Raw genomic sequence first — 24,520 nt, 5'->3', positions numbered from 1 at the left:
CGATGAGCTGGATCGATATCGTCGAAGTCGCACCGCGGGACGGCCTGCAGAACGAAAGGCGCCACTTCGCGACACCACGGAAGATCGAGTTGTGCAGGCGGCTGCTGGGTGCGGGCGTACGGCGGATGGAGGTTTCGAGCTTCGTCAATCCGCGGCTCGTACCGCAGATGGCCGATGCCGAAGCGCTTTTCCAAAGCGTTGGAAAGGACGATGAGCGCGAACTGATGGGGCTCGTACTCAATCGCCGCGGCTTCGAACGCGCCCGGCTAGCCGGCGTGGGCAGCGTCAACTTCGTCGTCCTGGCATCGGAGAGCTTCAGCCAACGCAACCAGGGCAGTTCGATTGCCGAGGCGCTGGCGATCTCGCGCGAGCTTGCCGCCGAGGCGCGCAGCAGCGGAATGCGCTATTCGGTGACGATCGGCGCGGCATTCGGCTGCCCATTCGAAGGCGAGGTGCCACTGGCCCGCGTGCTCGATCTCGCAGAGCGGCTGGCCGGCGACGGGCTCGACGAACTCGGCCTGGCAGACACCATCGGAGTAGCTGTCCCCAGCGCGGTGGAAGCCATGGCCGGCGCGTTGGCGCAGGCGGTTCCGGGCACGCGGCTGCGCGGACACTTCCACAACACCCGCAATACCGGCCTCGCCAACGCCTATGCCGCCGTCCGCAGCGGTTTTGCAGCCCTCGACAGCAGCCTCGGCGGAATCGGCGGCTGTCCGTTCGCGCCGGCGGCGACCGGAAACATTCCGACGGAGGACCTCTGGTACATGCTGGACCGCATGGGGATCGAGACCGGGCTCGATGGCGAGGCGCTGCTTGCTGCTTCACGCTGGCTCGCCGACGAGCTGGGCCGGCCTGTGCCGGCCATGCTTGGGCGCGCCGGCCTGTTCCCGCCGCGCCAGGGACCCGCCGACGGCTGCCACTAAAGCCGCCGTCGGCCGCTCTTTACCGAGCCAGGAATCCAGTCGAGATCCAGGGCACCGCTGCCACGATCGCGACGCCGAAGATCAGCACGCCGAGATAAGGCCAGATGCGCAGCATCCCCTCGCTCGGGTCGATCCGGCTGATGGCGCAGGCGGTGTAGTAGCCGACGCCGAACGGCGGCATATAAAGGCCGACGCCCATGGCGAGGACCGCGACCATTGCGTACTGCACCTCGTGGATGCCCAGCGCGCGTGCGATCGGAAACAGCAGCGGACCGAAGATCACCAGCGCCGGGATCCCTTCCAGGAGGCTGCCGAAGACGATGAAGAGCAGGATCGACATCGCCATGAAGCCGGGAACACCGCCCGGCATCGCGGTGATGCTCTGCGCCAGGTCCTGGGAGAACCCCGTCTGGGTCAGAGCCCACGAGACCGCGTTGGCGGCCCCGAGGATGATCATGATCGCTCCCGACAGCGCGGCCGCTTCCTTGAGCACGCCATAGAACCGGACGAAATCGAAGCGGCGGTAGACGATGATCGCGGCGAGGAAGATGTAGAGCACGCCGATGGTCGCGACCTCCGTTGCCGTCGCGACGCCCTCCACGACCGCGGTGCGAATCACAATCGGCAGGATCAGGCCGGGAATCGCCGCGAAGAATGCCTGCGATGTCGCCTTCCAGGTCGCGCGTGCCGGCATGCTCAGATTGTCGCGTCCGGCATTGTAGCGGGCGACCGCGCACATCAGCAGCGCCAGCACCAGTGCCGGCAGCAGGCCGCCGGTGAAGAGCGCACCGATCGAGACACCCGTCACGACGCCGATGGTAATCAGCACCAGGCTGGGCGGAATCGTCTCCGACATGGCGCTCGAGCCGGCCAGCAGCGAGACCAGCTCGCTATCGGGCACGCCGCGGCGGCGCATTTCCGGCACCATCGCTGGTGCGATCGCCGCCATGTCGGCCGCCTTTGCACCGGAGATGCCGGAAACGAGGTACATCGCCGCCAGCATCACATAGGACAGCCCGCCGCGAAGATGGCCTACCAGAGAGGCGAGGAAGGAGATCATCGAACGCGCCATGCCCGCCATCTCGAACATCAGGCCGAGCACGATGAACATCGGCACCGAGAGCAGGATCAGGTGCGACATGCCCGCCTCGAACCGCCCGACGACGATGCTCAGAGGGATCGAGGTCGTCCAATGCAGGAAGGCGATGGCCGCCAGGCCGAAGGCGAAGGCGATAGGCATGCCGATCAGCACGCAGGCGCTGCCGAGCAGGAGAAAGAACAGGACGAGGTCGTAGCGTCCACCGGTCGCAATGCTGAGCCCGTAGAGAAAGGCCGCGGTCAAGGCGATGCAGCCTCCGGCGATCAGCAACTCCCTGAGATGGCCGCGCGCGCCGACAACGATCTGGGCGAAAGCGACCAGCGCCAGCAGGAAAAGGCCGACATTCATCGCGCCGGAGCGCCATGCGTCGGAGATGTGCAGCATCGGGTTGATCGAATAGAGCGCATCTTCCAGGTGCTCGATGGAGACGAAGAGCAGCCAGCCCAGCATGGAGACGACCAGAAGGCGCGATATGAGGCCGAGCACGATGCGAGCCCGCTTGCCCACGCGCCGCTCGATCGCCGTCAGGCGCAGATGGCCGTCGCGGGCGAGCGCAATGATCGAGCCCAGCATCGTCAGCCAGACGAACAGGAAGGACGCGACCTCGTCCGACCAGCGCAGCGGCAGGTTGAAGAGATAGCGTGACGTCACGCCGGCGAGCAGGATCGCCGTGACCACCAGAACGATCACCGCCGCGACATGCTCGGCGGCGACGGCGATCCCCCGCGCGACCCTCGCGACGAACGAGACAATCCGATGAGCGTCCGGACCGGCATTGCCGGCAGGCGGGCTCAAGGTGCCAGAGGCCCGGCCCGGCGCGGTGACGCCTTCCGGCGGCTTTGTCGCGATGGCCGCCGAAGCATTGTCCTGCATGGTGTCTGACCCCTCCCATCGTGGCCTGGCTGCTGCGCAGCGCGCATGCCGGCCGGCCTGTTCTTGGACGGGAAGGCAACTGGCGAGGCCCAGCGGCCGCAAGCGGTGATCGTCATGTGTCTCGCTTGCTGAGACTGCGAAGCTTTCCGGATTGTCGAACACGCCGGCTACGCGATGCTCCGATGCACCACGGCGAACGCGCATGCCGGCAATCGATCCGCCGGCCCCCAAGAAATCGCGCTCCGTGACATCGGGAGGATGAAGATCGTGGGAATTTCCAGACGTCAGTTTCTAGCCGGCGGCAGCGCGACCGTCTTCGCCGGCCTCTCCGCCGGGCGCGTTCGCGCCGCCGAGTTCACCTACAAGCTGGCGAACGACCTGCCGCCGGACGACCCGATGAACGTCCGCTTTACCGCGGCCCTGCGCGCGATCGAGCAGGACAGCAACGGTCGCATGCAGATCAGGCTGTTTCCGAGCAGCCAGCTCGGCACGATTACCGAGGAACTCAACCAGGTCCGCAACGGCGCGCTCGAGTTCTACTGCTGCGGCTACGGCAACCAGATGCCCGTTGCCCCGCTCGCGGGGATCAACTCGCTCGCCTTCGCCTGGACGGACTACGACAAGATCTGGCCGGCGATGGATGGTGAGCTCGGCGCCTTCCTCGCGGCCGAGGTCGCGAAGGTCGGGACGATCCAGCATATCGGCAAGGCGTTCAATGTCGGCTTCCGCCAGATCACCTCCGGCAGCCGGGTCATCCGCGAGCCCGGCGATCTCAAGGGCTTCAAGATCCGGGTGCCGCCCGCGCCGATCCTGGCGAGCCTGTTCTCGGCGCTCGGCGCCTCGCCGACCAGCCTGAGCTTCGGCGAGCTCTACCCTGCCCTGCAGACGGGCCTCGTCGACGGCTCCGACAACCCGCTGTGGACGCTGAACTCGATGCGCATCCACGAGGTGCAGAAGAACATCACCATCACCAACCACAGCTGGGACGCGTTCATCCCGGTCGCCAATCGCCGCGCCTGGAACCGGCTGCCGGCCGATATCCGGGAGATCGTGGCAAAGCGCTTCGCCGAAGCAGCGCTCGGCCAGCGCGAGGACATCGCCAAGGCGGAGGCGAATGCCGAGAAAGCCCTGAGCGGCAACGGCGTCGCCATCCACCGACCGACGCCCGGCCTGTTCCGCGAGGCCCTGGGCAAGACCGCCTACTACAAGGACTGGCGCGAGAAGATCGGTCCCCAGGGTTGGGCGGTGCTGCAGAAGACCGCCGGGGTCTGACTGGCGTTCCGCTTTTTGAGACGCGCCCGGCTTTCGATTGACCGGCGGGCTCCAGGCGCCACACTCGCAGCAACGACGAAGAATTATATTGGAGAGGAATTCGCAATGTACGACGACTACTTCATTTTCGATAATGTCGTTCACATGTTTGACAACCGACCGTCAAATAAACTCGGCGAAGAAGGTCGCAAGATGATCGATTCCATTTGGGGAGCGGCGAAGCTGTTCTCCAAAGGACCCTATATTGCGCACCCCGATTTTGGCGAAGGCTATATCGAGCCGGCAGAGGCACACCGCATCCTCTTCGAGGAGTCGGACACCGACATGTGCGTCGCCCAGACCGTGCCGCTGATGGGCTGGTTCAAGGAAGGCTTCTCGCCGGCGCGCGCCAACCACAGCCTCGCCGCCGCCTATCCCGACCGCGTGGTGTTCTGCGGCGGCACCGACCCGATGTTCCAGGGCACGCGGGGCGCCATCGACGAGATGCGGCGCCAGAAGGAAGAATGGAACGCCGTCAGCTTCAAGTTCTACCAGTCGCAGCTCAGCGGTGCGGCCTGGCGCGCCGACGACCGCTATATCGCCTATCCTCTCTGGGAGGAGGCTCTGAGGCTCGGCGTCAAGAGCGTACAGTTTCACAAAGGCCTGCCCTTCGGCCGGCAGATGCTCGAGCATCAACGCCCCAATGATCTCGAGCAGGCCTCGATCGACTTTCCCGAGCTGACCTTCATCATCCACCATCTCGGCATGCCGTTCATCGACGACACGATCAACATCGCGTCGCGGCACGAGAACATCTGGCTGGCGCTCTCGGCCTGGATCAACATTTATCCGATCCAGCCGCGTGTGGCGCTCGACATGATGGGCAAGGCGCTGATGTTCGTCGGCGCGGACCGGCTGATGTACGGCTCGGAGGCCTTCGTCTGGCCGGCGCTGCAGCCCTATATCAAGCTTTTCGCCGACCTGGAGATGCCCGAGGACATGCAGGAGGGCTACGGCTATCCGCAGATCACGCGCGAGATGAAACGCAAGATGTTCGGCGAGAACCAGGCGCGCCTGCTCGGCATCGACATCGAGAAGAAGAAGAAGGAACTGCGCAAGAAGAAGACCGCGCTCGCGGCGGCTTCGTGATGGGCGTTGCCTCGCAGGCCTGCGCGTCCGGGCTCGACAGACGCAATCTCGAAGAGGCGTTGACCGGCATCCGGGGCCGTCTGCGCGCTCATGCCGGCGATGTCGAGATCCTCTCGATCTCGCCCGAAGGCGACGTGACGCTGACCTTCACCGGAGCCTGCGTCGCCTGTCCGGCGCAGGCGATGACCTTCGGCGCCGCCGTGCTGCCTATCGTCGAAACGGTCGCGGGCATCCGCAATGTCAGCGTCGACGGCATGAATGTCTCGCCCGCCGCCATGCGGCGCATCAGGGCCATGGCCGGCTGAAGGCCGGCCTCCCTCACCCCTGCTTACCCATCCGCGAACCGACAGCGAAGAAGGATATCCCATGAGCAGCATCGCCACGCGCGCGATCGACAGTGCAACCGCGATCAAGGCGGCGCAGGCCGCAGCGGAGAAGGCCAAGGAGATCGGCATCGCCGTCTGCATCGCGATCTACGACAGCTCCTCGCAGCTCAAGGCGTTCGTCCGCATGGACAATGCCCCTGTTCTCGCAGCCCGGATCGCCGAAGACAAAGCCCATACCTCGGCGAGCTTCCGCAGCCCGACCCATTCGCTGTTCGAGTGGATCCAGAAGGATCCGCCGCTGCTGCACGGCATCACCCAGTATCCGCGCTTCATCGTCTTCGGCGGCGGCTACCCGATCATGGAGGGCGAGGAGCTCATCGGGTCGATCGGCATCAGCGGCGGCCATTATTCGCAGGACATGGAATGCTGCAAGGCCGGCCTCGGCGCCATCGGCGCACCGGTCCCTTGAGACTTCTACGGCGGCGGGCATCGAGCCCGCCGCCTTGTGCTCCCGAGGACAATTCGCATGGCATGCCCGGACTGCGACAAGGCCACCGGCCGGTTCCCCCGCAAGCTCAGCGATACCCTGCTGTGGACCGGCGGCTGCCTCAATATCGATTATCACGGCCGCAACGTGCATTCGCATGTCTGCACCTATCTGATCCGCGGCTCCGAGAAGACGATGCTGGTCGACACCGGCAACGCCTATGACTCCCGGCGCGTGGAACAGGACATCGAGGCCTTCCTCGACGGCCGAACGCTCGATTACATCTTTCCGACGCATGGCGAGCTGCCGCATTGCGGGCTGCTGACCAGGTGGATGGACAAGTACCCCGAATCCATCGCGGTAGGCGCGCTGCGCGATTTTCCGCTCTACTATCCCGAGCACGCCCATCGCATGCGCAACGTCGCAGCGGGAGACGCGATCGATCTCGGCGACCGGCGCATCGTCTTCGTACCGCCGATCTGGCGCGACCTGCGCGACACGCTCTGGGCCTTCGACACGACCGAGCGCTCGCTCTTCGTCTCGGACGCCTTCGCCTATCTGCACTACCACGAGGACGGCCAGTGCGACCTGCTCACCAGCGAGCAGCCATTGCCCGACGTTCGCATGATCCAGTTCTTCAACGAGCGCGCCATGTACTGGACCCGACACACCGACCCGCAGCACAGCTTCGAGGACATCGACGAGATGATCCGGGTGCTCGAGCCCGAGATCATCGCGACGGCCCATGGCGGCGTCGTCGATGAGCGCGAGGCGATGCTGCCGCTGGTGAAACGCGGCATGACCGTGCGCCCGCGCCTGGCGGAGGCTGTCTCGTGAGCGCCGCCGGAAACGTCGCGATGGGCCTCGCCCGCCCGCAGCCCCGTGTCGCCCTGCCACCTGTGGTCGTCGAGATCGCGGCAGACCTCTATGCCGTCGCCGGAGCCATCCCCGCCGATACGTCGATCAGCTGGATCGCCGACGGTCTCTCGGGCTGGATGCCGATCCAGTGCTATGTGTTTCGCGGCGCGCGGGACGCTCTCATCCTCGACGGCGGCCTCGGCATCCACCGCGAGGCGATCGGGCGCGGGCTCGATCATCTGCTGGCTGGCTGCGACGAGGTCAGGCTGCTGGTCAGCCGCTGGGAGCCCGATGCGATGGTCAACCTTCCCTGGCTGGTGCGCCGATATCGCATCGGCTCGGTGCTGTCGCTGGGCGGTATCAATCCGCTCGACTTCTTCGATGGTTTCGACGCCGCCGCTTTGCAGTCGCATGCCGAGACCCAGGCCGCTCCGGCGACACTCGTTCCGATCACGCCGGGCGACAGCCTGACCGCCGGCCCGTTCGAGATCGAGGTCATCAACCCGAGCCTCAGGCTGCTGCTCACGACATGGTTCTACGACAAGCGCAGCCACAGCCTGTTCACCGCCGATTCCTTCGGCTTCCTGACGAACCCGGACGCGCCTTGCCCGCTCGTCGCCCGTCCAAGCGCCAGCGACATCACGGTGGACGTTCTGGAGAACGCCCTGGCCAAGAAGTTCGACTGGCTCTGCGGCGCCTATTGCGACACCCTCGTCGCCGATCTCGAGAGGCTGATGTCGACCTATCGGATCGATCGCATCTGCCCGACCTTCGGAGCCGTCATCGAAGGCAGCGATCAAGTCGCTGCCGTTATGGCCGCGACTATCGCAGCGCTGGAACGGCTTGCACGACGCCCGCGGCAACGCGCGCTCGCAGGCTTCGACTGGGAGGCTGCACTGAGTCCCTATGCGGTGGTTCAGGACGAGCGCATGGCGCGCGCCGTCATTCCAGTGACAACCAGCACCTGACAATCTCAAGACTCGAGAAGCATGTAAGCGTCGGGCTTCCCGGCGCTTTTTTGCTTTTAGGGCTTGGAGAATTCGGAGGCATCCTCCAGGGGCTCGGCCTCGCCATAGGCTTTGGTCTCTGCGAAGCGTCATGGACAGCACCCTGGTCGTCGCATCCGCAACGGCGACCGGAAATGCGCGGGAGCGATCGACCATGCGATCACGAAACTCCCGGGGTCGCGAAGTTGGCTGAAAACTTTATTGCAATCTACCATACCTCAATGCGATACTATCGTGGCTATCACCCGACTGGTTGGGGCGGTCATGGACGACGTGAATTACCGCCCATGGGGCGCGAGCGATCTCACGACAGGCGCATTGCTCGACCAGCGCTCCGGGGACGATGGCGATTTCACCTATGCACTGGTCGATGGGCGACCCGTGACCGTCCGCGAACTGGCGCAGTCGGCGAACCGCGTAGCGAACGCGCTAAGCGAGCTGGGCGTGCGCCAGGGCGACCGTGTCTGCCTCATGCTCGACAATCACTTCGACCATGTGATCGTCTTCTTCGCCCTGCTGAAGCTGGGCGCCTGCATGGTGCCGGTGAACATCCACCTCCGCGGCGATGGACTGCGCTTCATCCTCGAGCACTCGCGCCCACGTGCCTGGATCGCCGATGCGCGCTTCGCGGAACAGCTGCAACCTCTCGCCGCCGCGCTTGATCCGCCGATCCTGATCTGGCGAGGCAAGGGCGAAGGCGAAGGCGCCGGCATCGAGCTTCAGGCCCTGCTGCGGCACCAGGATGCCACGGCGCGTCCCTGCCCGGTGTCGCCGGACGATCTGGCGGCGCTGCTTTTCACCTCCGGAACCACGGGCCTGCCGAAAGCCGTCATGGTCACCGATCGAATGTTGCGCTGCTCTGCGCATGCGGCGGCGCGGATGACTTCGCCGCGGCCCAATGACGTCTTCTATGCCTGGGAGCCTTTGTACCATATCGGTGGCAGCGAGGTTCTGGTCCTGGCTCTCCAGCATCGCATCACCCTGGCGATGGTGCCTCGCTTCAGCGTTTCGAACTTCTGGAGCGAAGCGCGCGCCTTCGGCGCCACGCACATCCATTTTCTGGGCGGCGTGCTCGCGCTTCTGCTGAAACAACCCGAAAAGGCCGACGACCGCGACCACCGGATAAGGCTGGCCTGGGGCGGCGGCTGCCCGCCCGCCGTCTGGCAAGCCTTTCAGGAGCGTTTCGGCATCCCCATTCACGATTCCTACGGGATGACGGAAGCGTCGAGTTTCACGACCCAGAACCGGGGCGGCAAGATCGGCTCGATCGGCAGCCCGGTGCCATGGTTCGAGGTCGCGGTCGTCGACGACGCCGGACAGCCCCTCGGGCCCCGGGAGCGGGGCGAGTTGCGGATTCGCGAGCGGATACCCGGGCTGCTCACCAAGGGGTATTTCGGCAACCCCGCCGCGACCGCGACGCTGCGCGACGACGAATGGCTCTGCACGGGCGATATCGGCTACCGCGACGAGGACGGCGACTACTATTTCGTCGGCCGCAAGAAGGACAGCATCCGGCGCCGCGGCGAGAACATCACCGCATTCGAGATCGAGCGGATCGCCAACGAGCACCCGCAAGTCGCGGAAAGCGCCGCCCTCGGCATCGCCAACGATCTCGGCGACGAGGATGTGATGATCGTGCTGGCTCTGAAGCCCGGCGCCACGCTCGAGCCGCTCGACTTCATCGGCTGGACCGAAGGCCGGATGGCCTATTTCCAGGTACCCCGCTTCGTGAGCTTCGTCGCCGAATTCGCAAAGACGCCCTCGGAGCGCATCCGCAAGGACGCCTTGTCGCGATCGACCGACGGCGTCTTCGATCTCGAAAAATCGGGCTATCGGCTGCAGCGCCGGTAGCGCCCGGAGGCATGGCCTGGCGCAGCAAAGCCATCCTTCGAAGACTTGCTTCCTGTGGAATTGATCGTCGAGCGCAAGAGCGTACGGGGGGATTCATGGACGGGACACCAGGAACGGGCCAGATCGACGATATTCGACGCCGAAGATCAGAGGCCTACCGCCCGGACGCGGCGGCGATGCGGGCGCTGCTCGCGCCACGGGCCATCGCGATCGTGGGAGCGAGCGCGCAGCCCGGCTCGCTCGGGCAGCGCCTGCTGACGAACATCCGGAAATGCGGATTTGCCGGACCGATCTATCCGGTGAACCCCGGACAGGATTCGATCGACGGGCTGCGCGCCTATCCGAGCGTGGCGGCCATTCCGCAGCAGGTCGATTGCGCGGCCTTTGCCGTCTCCGACACGCGCATCGAGCAGGCCCTGGCAGAAGCCGCCCAGGCCGGCGTCCGGGGGGCGGTCGTCTACGGGCGGCTCTACGAGCCGCCCGGCGGCTCCGGACCCAACCGGCCCCAGCGCCTGGCCGGGATCGCGCAGGCAGCCGGCATGGCCATGTGCGGCGGCAATTGCATGGGCTTCATCATTGCGCGCGACCGCGTCGTGCTCTCCGGCAATCCTCCTCCCCTTGCCTTCCGCCCGGGGCGCATCGCCATCATCTCGCATAGCGGCTCGACATGGTCGGGCCTGGTCGGCAGCCAGCGCGATCTCGACATCACCTATGCGGTCTCGATCGGTCAGGAACTGGCCGGCACGATGGCCGACCATATCGACTACATCCTGGCCGAGGAGGAAACGCGTGCGATCGGCCTGGTGATCGAGACGATCCGCGACCCGGAAGGCTTTGCCGCGGCCGCCAGGCGCGCCCTCGCCAAGGGCGTGCCGATCGTCGCCCTCAAGCTCGGCCGCAGCGCCCTTGGCCAACGCTTCGCGCTCTCGCATAGTGGAGCGCTGGCCGGCTCGGCCGAGATCTACATGGCATGGCTCGCCGAGCTCGGCATCCCGGTCTGCACCACGCTCGACCAGATGACGGACATGCTGGAACTGATGTCGTGCCGCCGGAGGCCGGCGCCGGGCGCGCTCGGCGCAGCGACGGATTCGGGCGCCGAGCGGCAGCTCGTCGTCGACCTGGCGGCCGATATCGACTGTCCCATCGCCAAGCTCGGCCCCGCGACCGAAGCCAGGCTGGTCGACATCCTGGATCCGGGGATGGTTCCGGAAAACCCGGTCGACGTCTTCGGCGACGGCAAGATGGTCCTGGGCGATTGCCTCGACGCGGTCGCCGACGACCCGGCCGTCGCCATGGTCGCGATGGTCACGAACATGGTCCATGGCCGGCCCTACCTGACTTCGGCGGTCACCGCGATCGAGGCGTCGGCGGCCAGGACCGACAAGCCGATCGTCGTGCTGGCGAACCTGCACAGCACGATCTCGCGGGAAGCTGCGACGCGGCTGCGGGATCAGGACATTCCCGTCCTGATGGGAACCGAAACCGGCCTGCGGGCGATCCGCGCCTGGCTGCGCTGGAACGCCGGTCGCGATCGCAGGCCGGAGCCCGCGCCGGCGGCTTCACCCGCGATCGCGGAGAGATGGCGCGCGCGGCTGCGTGGCGGGGGCATCACTCCGGCGCAGGCGCTGGAACTCTATGGCGAATTCGGCGGCCCGGTCGTGGTCGATGCCCAGACCACCGGCCTCCCGGCGACGCTGGCCGCCGCCGAGAGGCTCGGTTATCCGGTCGTGCTCAAGACGGCCAACCCTGCCATCGCCCACAAGACGGAAGCCGGCGGCGTCGTGCTCGGCATCGCGGACGGCGCCGCCCTGGCAGCGGCGCATGAACGCGTGGCCAGGGCCTGCGGGCCCCTGATGACGGTCCAGAAGCAGGTCGCGCCAGGCGTCGAGCTTTTCCTGGGGCTGATAACCGACGAACAGCTCGGCCCCGCGATCACCATCGGCTTCGGCGGCATCTTCGTCGAGGTCTTCCGCGACACCGTGACGGTGATCCCGCCGATCTCGGCAAGGAAGGCGCAGGAGGTGATCAAGCAGTTGCGCTGCTACCCGCTCCTTGCCGGCGCGCGCGGAAGGCCACCGGTCGACCTTGCCGCTCTCGGCGAGGCCATCGCCGCCTTCAGCCGGCTCGCGGCGGCGCTCGCCGGCGAACTTGCCGAATTCGACATCAACCCGCTGGTCTGCAGCCCATCGGGTCTGGTCGCCATCGACGCGCTCGCCGTCACGAAAGGACAGGCTACATGACCGAGATGATCCGCAGCCGCATCGAGAACCGGATCGGCATCATATCCTTCGACCGGCCCGACCTGCTCAACGCGATGAACCGCCAGCTCAAGCGGGAAGTCAGCGAGACGATGGCCGCCTGGGCCAAGGACGACAACGTGCTGGTGATCGTTCTGCACGGCGCCGGGCGCGCCTTCTCCGCCGGCTTCGACATGAAGGAGTCGGCAACGCGCAGCCTCTCGACGATCGCCGAATGGCGCAGCGCCCTGAAGGAGAGCTTCGACTTCATCATCCAGTTCTGGGACTGCCCCAAGCCGACCGTCGCCGCCGTGCACGGCTTCTGCCTGGGAGGCGCCTTCGAGCTGACGCTTTCCTGCGACATCGCCGTGGCGGCGGAAGGGACGCGCTTCGGCGAGCCGGAACCGCGCTTCGGCTCGGGCGTGATCTGCATGCTGCTGCCCTGGGTGACCACGCCGAAATTCGCCAAGGAGATCGCGCTGACGGGCACCGACCGCATCGACGCGGCGCGCGCGCTCGCAATGGGCCTGGTCAACCAGGTGGTGCCCGCCGGCCAGGAACTCGATGCGGCAATGGCGATCGCGCGCGACATCGCGGCGGCGGCGCCGCTCGCCGTCCAGATGACCAAGCAGGCCATGAACCGCGCCTATGACGTCGCGGGCCTGCGCCAGGCGCTCGCCATCGCGCTCGACGCCGATGTGATGCTGGAGGCGTCGGGCGGTCCCGAGCGCGCCGAGTTCAACCGGATACGGCGCGAGGAAGGGTTGAAGGCAGCCCTGGCCTGGCGCGATTCCCGCTTCGCCGGCGCCTGACGACCACATATCCCGAGACGACAAAAAAGTGGCGGGCCGAGTGCCCGCCACTTCCCGGTGCAACCCTCCTCAGCCGGTAAGGAGCCATTCCTTGAAGCGCGGCGCGACCTTGAGATAATTGTCGGCCCACCAGTCGTCGTTGTTGACGGCGACCTTGGGCGAGTTGACGTCCGGCAGCGATTTCAGGATCTCCGGCTTGACCAGCGGACCGGCATTGCTGGTGACGATGCCGTTGCCTTCGAGGTTGTTGACGAAGGCCGCCTGCATCTCCGGACTCAGCATCTCGTTGAGGAAGCGCATCGAATTCGTCTTGTTGCGCGTCCCCTTGGCGACCGCGACCAGCGTCGTGCTGATCAGCGGGTATTCGTCGGCCACGTCTATCGATATGCCTTCCGCCTGCGCCGAGAGCACGCGCCCCTTGTAGAGGTAGTTGAAGTCGATCTCCCTGCTCTGGATCAGGGAAATCGTCTGCTGCGTCTGGGCGATCCAGTGCGCGACATGGGGCTTGATCTTGTCGAGCGACTTGAACGCACGGTCGACGTCGAGGGGATAGAGGTCCTTCGGGGCGACGCCGTCGCCGAGCAGAGCGACCTCGAGGATCTCGTCGGGGCGGTTGCGCAGCCCGCGCCGGCCGGGAAACTTCTTGACGTCCCAGAACTCCGGCCAGGTCGCCGGGAACTTGCCGGGTGCGAAGCGCTTGGGGTCGTAACCAATGCCGCCCCAGTACAGATACCAGGGCATGCAGGCCTCGCGCTTGGTCAACGTCAGATACTGGGCATTGGTGACGATCGAGTAGTCGATCGGCTCCACGAGCTTGTCGCGTTCCGCCCCGACCGCCATCGCCCCGGTCAGGGACATGATGTCCCACTCGACCTTGCCTGCCATGACCTGCGCCTTGAGCTTGGCGAGATCCGGGCCGTAGGCGTTGATCAGCTTGATGCCGAGCTTCTTGGCGATCGGCTGCAGGACCGCCTCGTCATAGAGCTTCTGCGCCGTGCCTCCCCAGCCGACGAAGACGAGACTGTCCTCCGCCCTGGCAGGGCCGGGGCGCAGGATCGCCGGCGCCGCGATCGCGCTGGCGGCGCCAGCCAGGAAAAGCCGGCGCGACGGCGACGAGAGGCGCCTGGCGCTACGGCATGGGCTAACGAAGTCATTACTCATTTTATACCTCCCCTGTTGGTAGGCACGAGCAGCGACACACGTCTTGTGTCTCACCGAGTGAGGACGACCGTGTCCTCCGGTCTCCAGAGCAGCCGCACGCGGTTGCCCAGCGCCAGCGGCGGAGCCAGGCGCGAAAGGCTTTGAACCAATACCTTCGTCTGCGGGTCGATCTGGACCAGGGTCCGCCAGGTGGCGCCCTGGAGAGACTGGTCGACGACGTCGCCTTTCAACTCGTTCTCGCCAGGCCTCGGTTGCCCGGCAGCTTCGATATCCAGGGCTTCGGGCCTCACCATGACCTGAACCTGCTGGCCGGGACGGGCGTCGCCCGGTGCAAGGCTGCGCACGACCGCGCCAGATTCCAGGACGACGATGGCCGCGCCATCCTCCTGGCCGCGGTAGACGCCCTTCAGGAGGTTCGAACTCCCGACGAAACCGGCGGTGAACGAGGTGCGCGGCCGGAAATAGATGTCGTGCGGCGCGCCGACATCCTGGATCAGGCCGCCACTGACCAGCGCAATCGTCGTCGACATGGACAACGCCTCCTCCTGATCATGCGTCACATAGATCATCGTCGTGCCCAGCATGGTGTGGAGATGCCGGATCTCGTTCTGCATCTCCTCGCGCAGCTGCTTGTCGAGCGCGCCCAGCGGCTCGTCCATCAGGATGACCTTGGGCTCGTAGACGATCGAGCGTGCCAGCGCGACGCGCTGCTGCTGGCCGCCCGAAAGCTGCCTGGGCCTTCGCTCGGCGAAGCTGCCGAGCCGGACGAGCTCGAGCGCGTTCAGAACCTTGGACCGGATCGTATCCTTGTCCACCCCCCGAATCCGAAGCGGAAAGGCGATGTTGTCGAACACGCTCAGATGCGGCATCAGCGCATAGTTCTGGAACACCATGCCGAGCCCGCGAAGATTGGGCGGCACGGCGGTGACGTCGACGCCGGAGATGAAGATGCGCCCGGTCGTCAGCGGCACGACGCCGGCGATCGCATTCAGCAAAGTGGTCTTGCCGGAACCGCTGGGGCCGAGCAGCGTCAGGAACTCGCCCGGCGCGATGTCGATCGTCGCATCGCGCAACGCGGTAACGCCGTTGTAGACGACGCTGGCGCCACGGACGCTGACGATGGGTTCGACTGCCGGCTTCATGCTTCCTTCTCCCGAAGGGCAAGGCCGATCACGCAGATGACCAGCGAGAGAACGGTCAGCAGCGTCGAGATCGCCGCGAGGACGGGCGACACCTCCCATTGAATGCTGCTGTACATCTTGATCGGCAGCGTCATCGCGCGAGGAGAGCTCAAAAACCATGCGATCACGACCTCGTCGAAAGAAATGAGGAAAGAGAACAAGCCCGCCGCGATGATGGAGGGCCGGATGATCGGTACGACGACGGAGAAGAAGATCCGCAGCGTCGATGCGCCGAGTACCTGGGCTGCGATCTCGATATTGGGATTGACCTGCCGCAAGCCGGCAATCGCGACCACGGTGACGAAAGGCAGGTTGTGGACCGCGTGGCCCAGGATCAATGCGAGGGTCGAGCCGGAAATGCCGATGCGCGCGAAATAGAGGTAAAGGCCGAGCGAGAAGACGATGGTCGGGACGAGCATCGGCATCAGAACCAGGGCCCGGATGATCCTGACGCTGGCCAGGCGGCTGCGCGCGATCGCATAGGCGACCGGGATGCCGGCCGCCAGTGACAGGACGGTCGCGCCGATCGCCACGATCGTGCTTTCGATCGTGGCCGCAACCCATTCCGGCCCCGCGAAGTACTCGCGATACAGCATGAGCGAAAACCCGCGCGGCGGGAACATGATCTCGCGCGAGTCGGAGAACGACATCGGAATCACGACGAGGCTCGGCGCCAGCAGGAACAGGAAGATCGCCCCGGCCAGCAGCTTCAGCGGAAGTGAGATGCGCTCGGTCATCGGCGCTCAATTCCTGTCCAGGCTGTCGACGGTGGACAGGATCCAGATGAGCGAGCCAGAGACCCCCAGCAGCAGCACCGACAGCGCCGCGGCCATGTTCCAGTCGAGCGCTTCGCGGGTGTAGTAGTCGATCAGGTTGGCGAGCATCATGTCGCGGCGCCCGCCGAGCAATGCAGGCGTCACGAAGACCCCGATCGAGAGAACCGCCGTCATCACCGCGCCTGCGACCATCGCCGGCAGGCTGAGGGGCAAGGTCACGCGCAGGAAGGCCTGCCTGCGGCTCGCTCCCATGATCAGTGCCGCGCGGCGCAGTTCCGGCGGCTGCGCGAGAAGGTTGTTGACGATCGGAAACACGCAGAACGGGATCAGGAAGTGGACCATGCCGATCATGACGCCGATCCGGCTGAACATCAGCGGCGTGGCGAGCTCGTAACCGAAGACCTGCGACAGCATCGACTTGACGATGCCGCGCTCGCCGAGGATCACGATGAAGGCGAAGCTCTTGACGAGGATGCTCGTCCAGAACGGCAAGAGCACCACGATCATCGCGATGGCCCGCTGCATCGGCCGCAGCTGCGCGATGAAATAGGCGATCGGGTAGCCCAGCAGCAGGCTGAGCAGGACCGCGCCGACCGTGATCTCGAGCGTCGTCTGCAGGATACGCCAGAACAAGGTGCTGCCGAGGATGCGCTGATAGCCCTCGAGCGAAAAGCTGTCGCGCGTGACGCTCTGGAACAGGACGATCAGCAGCGGGACGATGAAGACGCCGGCGATGAGGAGCGCTGCCGGCGCCGAGAACCAGGCCTTCTGGTAGTCGGGCGAGGCGCGCCTGGCGGCGCGCGCAAGACGGCGTTCATCGCCCTGGCTGCCGGTTATCGGCATCACCGCGGCGCTGACGGCGGGAGGGTTGCGCGCGTTCGTCATAGCGTCAGGCACAGCCGCGTGGAATCGTAGATGGCCGCGTGAATGTCCCGGCTGGCGACGGCATCGCCGACGCGATAAAGCGCAAATCCCTCGCCCGGCCAGTCCGGTTGGGGCTCGCACGCCTTCAGGGCGAACAGGTCGATGCGCCCGCCATTGCGCGATGCCGCGACAAGCGCGGTGTAGAGCGCTTCGCTCGGTCGCGTGCCGTTCTCGGCGATCACATGATCGGCTTCCTCGACGATCCGCTCCTCCGAGTATTCGTTGGCGAGCGTCACCTGAAGGCGATTGCTGGCGCGCTCGAGCGCGTCGAGCCGGTGATCCGTCGTGATCCTCGCCTGCCGGCGGTACAGATTGCGCTTGAATACGGCCCAGTTGTTGGGGCCCATCTCCTCGCCGAAGGCGCGGTCGGGCGTCACGATATGGACGGACGCCCCTTGCGTCGCCAGGTGCTCGGCGGCGGACGCCGCCTGGGCGCCGCCATGATCGTCATAGACCACGACGCGGGTGCCCTCCGACACGGTCAGCGCCAGCGCTTCACTGGTGGAGATCGCAAGGTCCGCACCGGCGAAGTCGCCCTTGTGGGGCAACCCGCCGGTCGCGAGGATCACGATATCCGCGTCGCTCGCGGCGATGTCGGCAGGGCTCGCCTCGGTTTCGAAACGCAGGGTGACGCCGAGCCGCCGCAGTTCGGCCAGCCGCCAGGAGACGATGCCGAGGAGTTCGCCGCGCCAGGGGGCGCCGGCCGCTACCCTGATCTGACCACCGGCCTCGCGGTTCTTCTCGAACACGACCACCTGATGCCCGCGCTCGGCGCAAACGCGCGCCGCTTCCAGACCGGCCGGTCCGGCGCCGACCACGAGAACGCGCCTGATCTTTGCAGCGGGCGGGACCTTGTGCGGGATCGTTTGCTCGCGGCCGGTCGCGGCGTTGTGGATGCACAGCGCCTCGCCGCCGAGAAAAAGCCGATCGAGGCAATAATTGGCGCCGACGCAGGGCCGGATCTCGGCAGAGCGCCCTTCATAGATCTTACGGCCGAGATGCGGATCGGCGATGTAGGCCCGCGTCAGGCCGACCATGTCGATCAGGCCGTCCTCGATCGCCTTGGCGCCGACGGCGGGGTCGTGGATCCGTGCCGCGTGCATCACCGGCACGCGGACGTGCTGCTTGATGGCGTGGGCGACGCCAAGATAGGGCCCCATGGCCGACCACATCCCCGGGGAATAGCGAGCCCGGTTCATGTGATTGTAAAGCTGGCCGGCCGTGACGTTCAGGAAGTCGACAAGGCCCTCTTCGGAGAGCAGCCTGGCGATTTCGCCGCATTCTTCCGGCGAGAGACCATCTTCCAGCCGCTCGTCGCCGACCAGCCGCAGGCCGATCACGAAGTCGTCGCCGCAACGCCGACGGATCGCGGACAGCACTTCGCGCGCAAAGCGCATCCGGTTCTCGAGACTGCCGCCCCACTGGTCGACGCGCTTGTTGGTGTGCGGGGAAAGGAACTGGTCCACCAGCTGCTGGGCGTGCGCTGCGACCTCGACGCCGTCGAGGCCACCTTCCTGGCAGTTGACCGCGCTCTGGGCGAACGCCTCGATGATCCGCCGGATCTCGTGCTCCTCGAGCACTTTCGGGAAGCTGCGATGATTGCGTTCGCGCGTCAGCGACGGGGCCGCCGGCGGCATCCAGTCGGCGGCCGACCACTTTGTCTTCCGGCCCATATGCGCAAGCTGGCACATGATTGCTGCGCCCTGAGCGTGGACGCGAGCCGAAAAGCGCTTGAGGTGTGGAATGATGCGCTCGTCGTAGATGCTCAGCTGATAGCTCGAGCCCTTCGACTCCGGCGCGACCGAGCCCCCTCCCCCGAAAACGATCAAGCCGATGCCGCCGCGGGCCTTTTCCTCGGAGTAGCTCTGATAGCGCTCCGTCGGCAGGCCGCCCTCGCCATAGCGACTGTTATGCGCCGTGCTGACCATGCGGTTTCGGATGGTGAGATTGCGAAGCACGATGGGCTGCAGCAGCGGCGACAGCCCATCCGCGACCCTGGTCTCCACTAGATCGGCCGTGGTCATCAGCGTACCTCCAAGTACCGCATTGAGATACCAAGAACCTTAGTTCGATACTATTGGTTGGAACCCCTCCAGGGTCAAGGCCCGCTCTCGCGCTCTCATCGGCCAGGGAGCCCAAGCATCGTCCGCGCCTCGGCCGTCGTTGCGACCCGCCGGCCGAGCAGGCGGATGATCGCGCTGGCCTTTTCGACCAGCGCGCCATTGCCCGGGGCCAGCTTTCCACGTTCGAGATAGATGTTGTCCTCCAGCCCGACACGGACATTGCCGCCCAGCAGCACGGCCTGCGCCGCCATCGGGAACTGGTGCGCGGAGATGCCGAAGGCGAACCATGGCGCTCCCTCCGGCAGAAGCGAGCGCATGTAGGCCATCGCCCCGGTCGTCGCCGGCTGGCCCCAGGAGACCCCGAGGCAGATCTGGAACACGCCCGGCCCGCGCAGGACCCCGCGCCGGATCATGTCGACGGCCAGCCTGACATGGCCGGCCTCGAAAACCTCGAGCTCGGGAACGACGCCAGCCTCGGCGGCTGCGCGCGCCATCGCCTCGAGATGCGACGGGGTGTTCACGAAGACCTGGTTGCCCATGTTCATCGAACCCATGTCCAGGCTGCAGATCTCGGGCCGCAGCGCCAGGATGTGCCGGGTCCGGACCTCGGGCGTCGCGAGCGTGGTTCCCGGCCCCGCCGTCCGGGGCTCGGGCTCGCCCGGGACGAAGCGCGCGCCTGCCCCCGTGGTCAGGTTCAGCACGACATCGGCGTTGCGCTGCCGGATGCGGGAGACGACCTCTTCGTAGAGCCCCTGCTCCATGCTCGGCGCCGCCGTCTTCGGATCGCGGACATGGATGTGGACGATCGCGGCGCCGGCCTCCGCGGCCTCCAGGGCCGAGTTGGCGATGGCCTCCGGGCTGACCGGCACGGCCGGGTTCTTGCGCGGCGTATCGGCTGCGCTGCCGGTCACGGCGCAGCAGATCATCACCGGCCTGTCGTCGCTGCTGTTCATCGCCATCTCGGCCATCACCTTGTCCTTGCGATCGATCGTCCAGGAAGCGATCCGGCAGGCGGAGCGCGTGGTCAGGCCGCGGCAGACATCGCGCTGCAGCGTTCGAGCAGCGCGTCCGCCGCGAGAGTTCCGATGTCCGTGAGCCCGCCTGGCCCGGCGGCTTCGCGCAAGGCGTGATCGAGCCCGATCAGGTATTCGCTCGGCGTCTCGATCTCGAACGCTTCTGCATTTTCGCTCAGGCGCCGAATCCATGTCGGAGCGAAGCCCAGATCGACAGCCTGGCGACGCCCGGGAGAAATGCCCGCGGCATCGAAGCCACGCGTCGCGATCGCCTCGAGAAGAGCGGTCGCGCCCGCGCCGGCGAGAAGCAGCAGGCCTGTCCGCCCCCCGCAATTGGTGATCGCGACAGCCTCGGGCTCGTGCGCGAGCGCTTGCAGGCGCGACAGCAATCGCAATTCGGCCTCGGGTTCGGCGGAGACCGAAAAGGCGTGCGGCCCGGTGCGGCATATCGCGAGCGGGATGGAGCGGTCGGAGCCGCGCAAGGCGAGCCGCGCTTCCGCAACCTCGCCGGCTTCCGATGGAATCCGGTCCCCGACCAGGCGGGCGAGCAGCGCCGCAGCAGCCGCGCCGGCAACTTCGATCAGCGTTCTGGCACTCCTGTCGGCGAGCACGGGCCCGCCGATGGCGGCCTTGCATTCGACCGCCACGGCCTGCTCTCGCGTCGCGACGCCCTCGCTCCTGAACCAGGCGGCGCACTCCCAGCCGGCGCGGGCGACGAAGACGGCCCCGCCTCCATGCTGGCGATGATAAAGCGGCGTGGTGCGGGCGGGCCGGCCCGCCGCCCGGTCCTTTCCCACCTCGATGGAGCCATAGGTATGAGCTTCGCCAAGGCACTGGCGCATGTAGGAATAGGTGGCGAAGGGGCCGAAGCGGGCGACGTCGATGGGCGCGACATCGAGGCTCGGCTCGCCGCGCACGATCCATTCCGCCATGAGCCGCGCGACGCCGGCGCTCTGGCCGACCCCCGCACTGAAGCCCGCGAGGACATGGAGGTTCCGATGGTTCCAGAGCGGACCCATCAGGCCGTTGAAGTCCACGGTGCGGCTGGTCGGACCGCAGATCACGCGCTTGACGCCGGCCTGGGCGAATGCCGGCAGCAGGCGCATCCCGGCCGCGATGCAGGCCTCGCCGCGATCGAGATCCGGCGGCAGAAGCTCCTGCCCGAAATCCTCGGGGATTCCGTCGACGAAACAGTAGGGCGTATGCGGCTCGTGCACGCCCATGATCAAGCCGTTACGCTCCTGGCGAAAGTAGAGCGGTGCGTCGTAGTCGCGCAGGATCGGCAGTTCGCGCTCCAGTTCCTTCACCTCGGGCATGTCGTCGGTGACGATGTATTGCCGCTCTGCCGGAAGCACCGGCAACGAGATGCCGAGCGTGCGCGGCAGTTCGGGCACCCACATGCCGGTCGCAAGAACGACATGCTCGGCGGTCATCGCGCCCTTCGTCGTCTCTACCCGCCATTTTCCGGCATTGCGCGACAGTCCGGTAACCCGCGTCTGGCGGTGGATCTGCGCGCCCTTCTCGCGAGCCAGGCGAGCGAAGGCCTGGGTCGCCATGCTCGGATCGATATATCCCTCCCCCGGCGCCCAGGAGGCGCCGATCAAGCCGTCCGGCTCGAGCAGCGGGAATAGCGCCACCATCTCGTCGGGGCCGACCATGCGGCAGAAATGGCCAAGCGCCTGCATCTTGGGCAGCAGCTTCTCCAGCCATTCGTGACGGGCGCGCGTGGACGCGATCTGGAGGCTGCCGCAGGCATGCAGGCCGACCGATTCACCGGTCTCCTCCTCGAAACCGGCATAGATGTTGAAGCTCAGCGCGTTGATGCGGGCGATCGCGGGATTGTTCTCGAGCACCACGAGATGGCCGGCGGAGTGCCAGGTCGTTCCGGCCGTCAGCTCCGTCTTTTCCAGAAGGACGACATCGCTCAGGCCTTGCCGCGTCAGCTCGTAGAGCAGCGCGCAGCCGATGATCCCTCCTCCGACGACCACAACCTCGGCGTGCGGCTTCACGGCTGCCTCCCAGCGCCAGGACTCCATCGAGGCGCTGACGCCCCGCCTTGTCCGAGTTTCATCGTTTCAGAAGTTGGAGGTATCGTAAAGAAATTTTTCTAATTCTTATGCGATATTCGACAGCGCGCCCGAAGCAGCGCATAAACCGGGGAACGGCGCCATGCGGATGGACTTCCCTTCCGGAGCGTCCCCATAGTCCGCAGGGCGCACTCGCCGGTTCCGATCCAGCCGGCGAGTTCGTCAGAGCGGTGACGCGAGACAGTTCGACGATGAGCAGCAAGCCAGCCGCCCCGACCTGGCGGGAAGACGACGAGGAGACAAACAAGGCCCGCGAATCCAGCCTGTTCGTCGGCTCGCTCGAAAAGGGGCTGCAGATCCTGCGGGTCTTCGATCGCGAGCGCCGCAATATGGGGCTCAGCGAGATCGTCACGGCGAGCGGCTTCGACAAGAGCTCGGTGCAGCGCTTCACCTTCACGCTGCATGCGCTCGGCTTCCTGCGCAAGGACGAGGCGACGCGGAAATATGCGCTCTCGCCGCGCGTGCTCGAACTCGGCTTCGCCTATCTCCAGACCGACAAGCTGCTGGAATACGCCATGCCGCTGCTTTACGAAGCCAACCGGGTCTGCGGCGAATCCCTCAACATCACCGAGCTTCTCGGCAGCGAGGTCGTCTACGTGGCGCGCGTGCCAGGGCGCTTCGTGATCTCGGTCGACATCTTTCTCGGGATGCGCGTGCCGGCCTATGCCTGCGCGCCGGGACGGGCGATACTGGCCTTCCTCGAAGACGGTGCCGCGGCCACGATCATCGACCGCTCGAATCTGCGGAAGTTCACGCCCAAGACGATCGCCAGCCGGACCGGCCTGCTGCGCGAGCTCAAGAAAATCCGCGGGCTCGGCTACGCGATCGCCGACGAGCAGTGCTATTCCGGCGAGCTCTCGATCGCGGCGCCGATCTTCAATGGGCAGAACCAGCCGATCGGCGCTCTCAACGTCTCGGTGCCGAACTCACGCTGGTCGACCGAGCGCGCAGAGCAGGAACTCGTCCCGCTGGTGATCGACACGGCACGGGCGGTCTCGCAAGCGCAGGGCGGCGCCGGCCACCCGTGGTTTCACCAGATGCCTGCCGCACCCGTCTCTGCGCCCGGCAAATCCGCAAAGGCCCGCGCCGGATCAGGCTGATCGCGCGAGCTCGGGCGTCATCGCAGCCGCCACGGCACGCGTCAGTCGCTCGACGATGGCCTCGACCGCCGCGCCATCGATCGTGAAAGGCGGCGCCAGCATGACGTGATCTCCGCTGACGCCGTCGATCGTGCCGCTCATGGCGTAGACCATGAGCCCCTCCGCCATAGCGGCATCCTGCACCAGCCGGTTCACCTTCATTGCGGGAGCGAACGGCGCCATTGTCTGCCGGTCCGCGACGAATTCGATGCCGATGAACAGGCCGCGCCCGCGAATATCGCCGACATGGCGGTGGCTTCCGATCCGCTCGTCCAGCAGCGCGGCCAACTCCGCACCGCGCCGTGTCACATTGGCGATGAGATCCTCGCGCTCGATCACCTCCTGCACGGCCAGCGCGGCCGCGGCCGCGAGGGGGTGGCCCATATAGGTGAAGCCGTGCTGGTAGATGCCCGAGCCGCCGGCGATGGCATCGTGCACGCGCGCGCCGACGAGGACGGCGCCGATCGGGGCGGCGCCGGCGCCGAGCCCCTTGGCGATCGTCATGAGATCGGGAGCGATCCCCTCCTGCTCGCAGGCGTGAAGCGTGCCGGTGCGCCCCATGCCGCACATCACCTCGTCGAGGATCAGCAGCACGCCGTGGCGGTCGCAAATCTCCCTCGCCCGCCGGAAATAGCCGGGAGCGGCGGCAACCGCGCCACTGGTCGCCCCCACCACGGTCTCGGCAACGAAGGCGAGAACGGAATCGGGGCCGGCCTCGAGGATGGCCGCCTCGAGCTCGGCCGCGGCGCGCGCGCCATAGGCCTCCAGGCTTTCCCCCGGTTCGGCATAGCGAAAGGCGAAACAGGGCCCGATGAACCGGGCGGGGAAAAGCAGGGGCGCGTAAAGCTGGCGCCGATTGACGTTGCCGCTGACCGAAAGCGCTCCGAGCGTATTGCCGTGATAGCTCTGTCGTCGCGAGATCACGATCTCCCGGCCCGCCTCCCCGCGCTCGACCGCGGCCTGGCGCGCCAGCTTGAGCGCCGTCTCCATCGCCTCCGAGCCGCCGCTGACGAGGCTGACATGGGTGATCCCCTTCGGCGCCCGCGCGACCAGATGGTCCGCCAGCCGCTCGGCCGCCTCGGTCGAGAAGAACGAGGTGTGGACGTAGTCGACCGAGCGGAGCTGGCGCTCCATCGCGGCGATGACATGCGGATGGCCGTGGCCAAGGCAGGAGACCGCCGCCCCGCCGCAGGCGTCGAGATAGGAACGCTGGTCGCCGGCGCGCAGTTCGAGGCCCGCGCCCGAAACGGCGAGAGGATAGCTGCGCTTGAGATTGCGATGGACGAGACGGGACATCGGCGCT

The 24,520-nt window shown here is 66.5% G+C and carries 20 protein-coding genes; 11 read left to right on the top strand and 9 right to left on the bottom strand.

From position 1 onward, the window contains the following. Positions 1-2: 2 nt before the first annotated feature. Positions 3-923 (top strand): hydroxymethylglutaryl-CoA lyase, encoded by a 921-nt coding sequence (locus V6M56_RS07300; protein ID WP_332682481.1) that lies wholly within the window; start codon positions 3-5, stop codon positions 921-923. Between the two features lie 19 nt (positions 924-942). Here the strand turns inward: V6M56_RS07300 and V6M56_RS07295 are convergent, their stop codons facing one another. Then, positions 943-2,895 carry a TRAP transporter large permease gene (locus V6M56_RS07295; protein ID WP_332682479.1) on the bottom strand — a complete coding sequence of 651 codons (1,953 nt, stop codon included), beginning with the start codon at positions 2,893-2,895 and terminating at the stop codon, positions 943-945. A 267-nt stretch (positions 2,896-3,162) separates the two neighbouring features. Between V6M56_RS07295 and V6M56_RS07290 the strand changes: the two genes are divergently transcribed. From V6M56_RS07290 to V6M56_RS07250, 9 genes are all read left to right on the top strand, one after another. Continuing rightward, the gene (locus tag V6M56_RS07290) at positions 3,163-4,167 is read left to right on the top strand and encodes a TRAP transporter substrate-binding protein (RefSeq protein ID WP_332682478.1); all 1,005 of its coding nucleotides are present in this window, start codon (positions 3,163-3,165) and stop codon (positions 4,165-4,167) included. A 192-nt stretch (positions 4,168-4,359) separates the two neighbouring features. Beyond that, positions 4,360-5,295 (top strand): amidohydrolase family protein, encoded by a 936-nt coding sequence (locus V6M56_RS07285; RefSeq protein WP_332682477.1) that lies wholly within the window; start codon positions 4,360-4,362, stop codon positions 5,293-5,295. Next, positions 5,295-5,600, top strand: coding sequence for a NifU family protein (locus tag V6M56_RS07280; protein ID WP_332682476.1), 306 nt, complete (start codon positions 5,295-5,297; stop codon positions 5,598-5,600). Before V6M56_RS07285 ends, V6M56_RS07280 begins: the two co-directional genes overlap by 1 nt. A gap of 61 nt (positions 5,601-5,661) precedes the next feature. Further along, positions 5,662-6,090 carry a GlcG/HbpS family heme-binding protein gene (locus tag V6M56_RS07275; RefSeq protein ID WP_332682475.1) on the top strand — a complete coding sequence of 143 codons (429 nt, stop codon included), beginning with the start codon at positions 5,662-5,664 and terminating at the stop codon, positions 6,088-6,090. Between the two features lie 57 nt (positions 6,091-6,147). Next, positions 6,148-6,945 (top strand): oxygen-binding di-iron domain-containing protein, encoded by a 798-nt coding sequence (locus tag V6M56_RS07270; RefSeq protein WP_332682473.1) that lies wholly within the window; start codon positions 6,148-6,150, stop codon positions 6,943-6,945. Positions 6,946-6,965: 20 nt separating this feature from the next. After that, the gene (locus V6M56_RS07265; RefSeq protein ID WP_332682471.1) at positions 6,966-7,934 is read left to right on the top strand and encodes a hypothetical protein; all 969 of its coding nucleotides are present in this window, start codon (positions 6,966-6,968) and stop codon (positions 7,932-7,934) included. Between the two features lie 303 nt (positions 7,935-8,237). Continuing rightward, positions 8,238-9,824 (top strand): AMP-binding protein, encoded by a 1,587-nt coding sequence (locus V6M56_RS07260; RefSeq protein WP_332682470.1) that lies wholly within the window; start codon positions 8,238-8,240, stop codon positions 9,822-9,824. Positions 9,825-10,000: 176 nt separating this feature from the next. Beyond that, positions 10,001-12,064 carry an acetate--CoA ligase family protein gene (locus tag V6M56_RS07255; RefSeq protein ID WP_332682469.1) on the top strand — a complete coding sequence of 688 codons (2,064 nt, stop codon included), beginning with the start codon at positions 10,001-10,003 and terminating at the stop codon, positions 12,062-12,064. Beyond that, positions 12,061-12,873, top strand: coding sequence for an enoyl-CoA hydratase/isomerase family protein (locus tag V6M56_RS07250; RefSeq protein WP_332682468.1), 813 nt, complete (start codon positions 12,061-12,063; stop codon positions 12,871-12,873). The genes V6M56_RS07255 and V6M56_RS07250 overlap by 4 nt, the downstream gene beginning before the upstream one ends. A 69-nt stretch (positions 12,874-12,942) precedes the next feature. Here the strand turns inward: V6M56_RS07250 and V6M56_RS07245 are convergent, their stop codons facing one another. From V6M56_RS07245 to V6M56_RS07215, 7 genes are all read right to left on the bottom strand, one after another. Further along, complete coding sequence (locus V6M56_RS07245) at positions 12,943-14,034, bottom strand: polyamine ABC transporter substrate-binding protein (protein ID WP_332682467.1); 1,092 nt, start codon at positions 14,032-14,034, stop codon at positions 12,943-12,945. Between the two features lie 50 nt (positions 14,035-14,084). Next, positions 14,085-15,176 carry an ABC transporter ATP-binding protein gene (locus V6M56_RS07240; RefSeq protein WP_332682554.1) on the bottom strand — a complete coding sequence of 364 codons (1,092 nt, stop codon included), beginning with the start codon at positions 15,174-15,176 and terminating at the stop codon, positions 14,085-14,087. Continuing rightward, positions 15,173-15,952, bottom strand: coding sequence for an ABC transporter permease (locus V6M56_RS07235; protein WP_332682465.1), 780 nt, complete (start codon positions 15,950-15,952; stop codon positions 15,173-15,175). The genes V6M56_RS07240 and V6M56_RS07235 overlap by 4 nt, the downstream gene beginning before the upstream one ends. Positions 15,953-15,958: 6 nt before the next feature. After that, positions 15,959-16,876 carry an ABC transporter permease gene (locus V6M56_RS07230; protein ID WP_332682463.1) on the bottom strand — a complete coding sequence of 306 codons (918 nt, stop codon included), beginning with the start codon at positions 16,874-16,876 and terminating at the stop codon, positions 15,959-15,961. Then, positions 16,873-18,939 (bottom strand): NADH:flavin oxidoreductase, encoded by a 2,067-nt coding sequence (locus V6M56_RS07225; RefSeq protein ID WP_332682462.1) that lies wholly within the window; start codon positions 18,937-18,939, stop codon positions 16,873-16,875. Before V6M56_RS07225 ends, V6M56_RS07230 begins: the two co-directional genes overlap by 4 nt. Before the next feature lie 95 nt (positions 18,940-19,034). Continuing rightward, positions 19,035-19,946 (bottom strand): beta-keto acid cleavage family enzyme, encoded by a 912-nt coding sequence (locus V6M56_RS07220; RefSeq protein ID WP_332682461.1) that lies wholly within the window; start codon positions 19,944-19,946, stop codon positions 19,035-19,037. Between the two features lie 56 nt (positions 19,947-20,002). Continuing rightward, on the bottom strand, positions 20,003-22,027 hold the full coding sequence (locus tag V6M56_RS07215) for an FAD-dependent oxidoreductase (RefSeq protein ID WP_332682459.1): 2,025 nt from the start codon (positions 22,025-22,027) through the stop codon (positions 20,003-20,005). Between the two features lie 242 nt (positions 22,028-22,269). Between V6M56_RS07215 and V6M56_RS07210 the strand changes: the two genes are divergently transcribed. After that, complete coding sequence (locus V6M56_RS07210) at positions 22,270-23,178, top strand: IclR family transcriptional regulator (RefSeq protein WP_332682458.1); 909 nt, start codon at positions 22,270-22,272, stop codon at positions 23,176-23,178. Here the strand turns inward: V6M56_RS07210 and V6M56_RS07205 are convergent. After that, the gene (locus V6M56_RS07205) at positions 23,170-24,513 is read right to left on the bottom strand and encodes an aspartate aminotransferase family protein (RefSeq protein ID WP_332682457.1); all 1,344 of its coding nucleotides are present in this window, start codon (positions 24,511-24,513) and stop codon (positions 23,170-23,172) included. The two genes, V6M56_RS07210 and V6M56_RS07205, sit on opposite strands and share 9 nt — an antisense overlap. Between the last annotated feature and the right edge of the window lie 7 nt (positions 24,514-24,520).

It is taken from the genome of Allobosea sp. (assembly GCF_036675845.1).
In the GTDB taxonomy this organism is placed as follows: Bacteria; Pseudomonadota; Alphaproteobacteria; order Rhizobiales; family Beijerinckiaceae; genus Allobosea.
The sequence above is the reverse complement of the archived record's forward strand: the minus strand, read 5'-3'. Positions and strand labels throughout refer to the sequence as shown.

Excerpts from the sequence above, each read along its gene's own strand:
- V6M56_RS07230 (WP_332682463.1), bottom strand. The coding sequence starts at position 16,876 with ATGACGAACGCGCGCAACCCTCCCGCCGTCAGCGCCGCGGTGATGCCG.
- V6M56_RS07265 (WP_332682471.1), top strand. The coding sequence starts at position 6,966 with ATGGGCCTCGCCCGCCCGCAGCCCCGTGTCGCCCTGCCACCTGTGGTC.
- V6M56_RS07210 (WP_332682458.1), top strand. The coding sequence starts at position 22,270 with ATGAGCAGCAAGCCAGCCGCCCCGACCTGGCGGGAAGACGACGAGGAG.
- V6M56_RS07205 (WP_332682457.1), bottom strand. The coding sequence starts at position 24,513 with ATGTCCCGTCTCGTCCATCGCAATCTCAAGCGCAGCTATCCTCTCGCC.
- V6M56_RS07235 (WP_332682465.1), bottom strand. The coding sequence starts at position 15,952 with ATGACCGAGCGCATCTCACTTCCGCTGAAGCTGCTGGCCGGGGCGATC.
- V6M56_RS07250 (WP_332682468.1), top strand. The coding sequence starts at position 12,061 with ATGACCGAGATGATCCGCAGCCGCATCGAGAACCGGATCGGCATCATA.
- V6M56_RS07225 (WP_332682462.1), bottom strand. The coding sequence starts at position 18,939 with ATGACCACGGCCGATCTAGTGGAGACCAGGGTCGCGGATGGGCTGTCG.
- V6M56_RS07285 (WP_332682477.1), top strand. The coding sequence starts at position 4,360 with ATGATCGATTCCATTTGGGGAGCGGCGAAGCTGTTCTCCAAAGGACCC.
- V6M56_RS07245 (WP_332682467.1), bottom strand. The coding sequence starts at position 14,034 with ATGAGTAATGACTTCGTTAGCCCATGCCGTAGCGCCAGGCGCCTCTCG.
- V6M56_RS07215 (WP_332682459.1), bottom strand. The coding sequence starts at position 22,027 with ATGGAGTCCTGGCGCTGGGAGGCAGCCGTGAAGCCGCACGCCGAGGTT.
- V6M56_RS07280 (WP_332682476.1), top strand. The coding sequence starts at position 5,295 with ATGGGCGTTGCCTCGCAGGCCTGCGCGTCCGGGCTCGACAGACGCAAT.
- V6M56_RS07255 (WP_332682469.1), top strand. The coding sequence starts at position 10,001 with ATGCGGGCGCTGCTCGCGCCACGGGCCATCGCGATCGTGGGAGCGAGC.
- V6M56_RS07260 (WP_332682470.1), top strand. The coding sequence starts at position 8,238 with ATGGACGACGTGAATTACCGCCCATGGGGCGCGAGCGATCTCACGACA.
- V6M56_RS07295 (WP_332682479.1), bottom strand. The coding sequence starts at position 2,895 with ATGCAGGACAATGCTTCGGCGGCCATCGCGACAAAGCCGCCGGAAGGC.
- V6M56_RS07300 (WP_332682481.1), top strand. The coding sequence starts at position 3 with ATGAGCTGGATCGATATCGTCGAAGTCGCACCGCGGGACGGCCTGCAG.
- V6M56_RS07240 (WP_332682554.1), bottom strand. The coding sequence starts at position 15,176 with ATGAAGCCGGCAGTCGAACCCATCGTCAGCGTCCGTGGCGCCAGCGTC.
- V6M56_RS07275 (WP_332682475.1), top strand. The coding sequence starts at position 5,662 with ATGAGCAGCATCGCCACGCGCGCGATCGACAGTGCAACCGCGATCAAG.
- V6M56_RS07270 (WP_332682473.1), top strand. The coding sequence starts at position 6,148 with ATGGCATGCCCGGACTGCGACAAGGCCACCGGCCGGTTCCCCCGCAAG.
- V6M56_RS07220 (WP_332682461.1), bottom strand. The coding sequence starts at position 19,946 with ATGGCCGAGATGGCGATGAACAGCAGCGACGACAGGCCGGTGATGATC.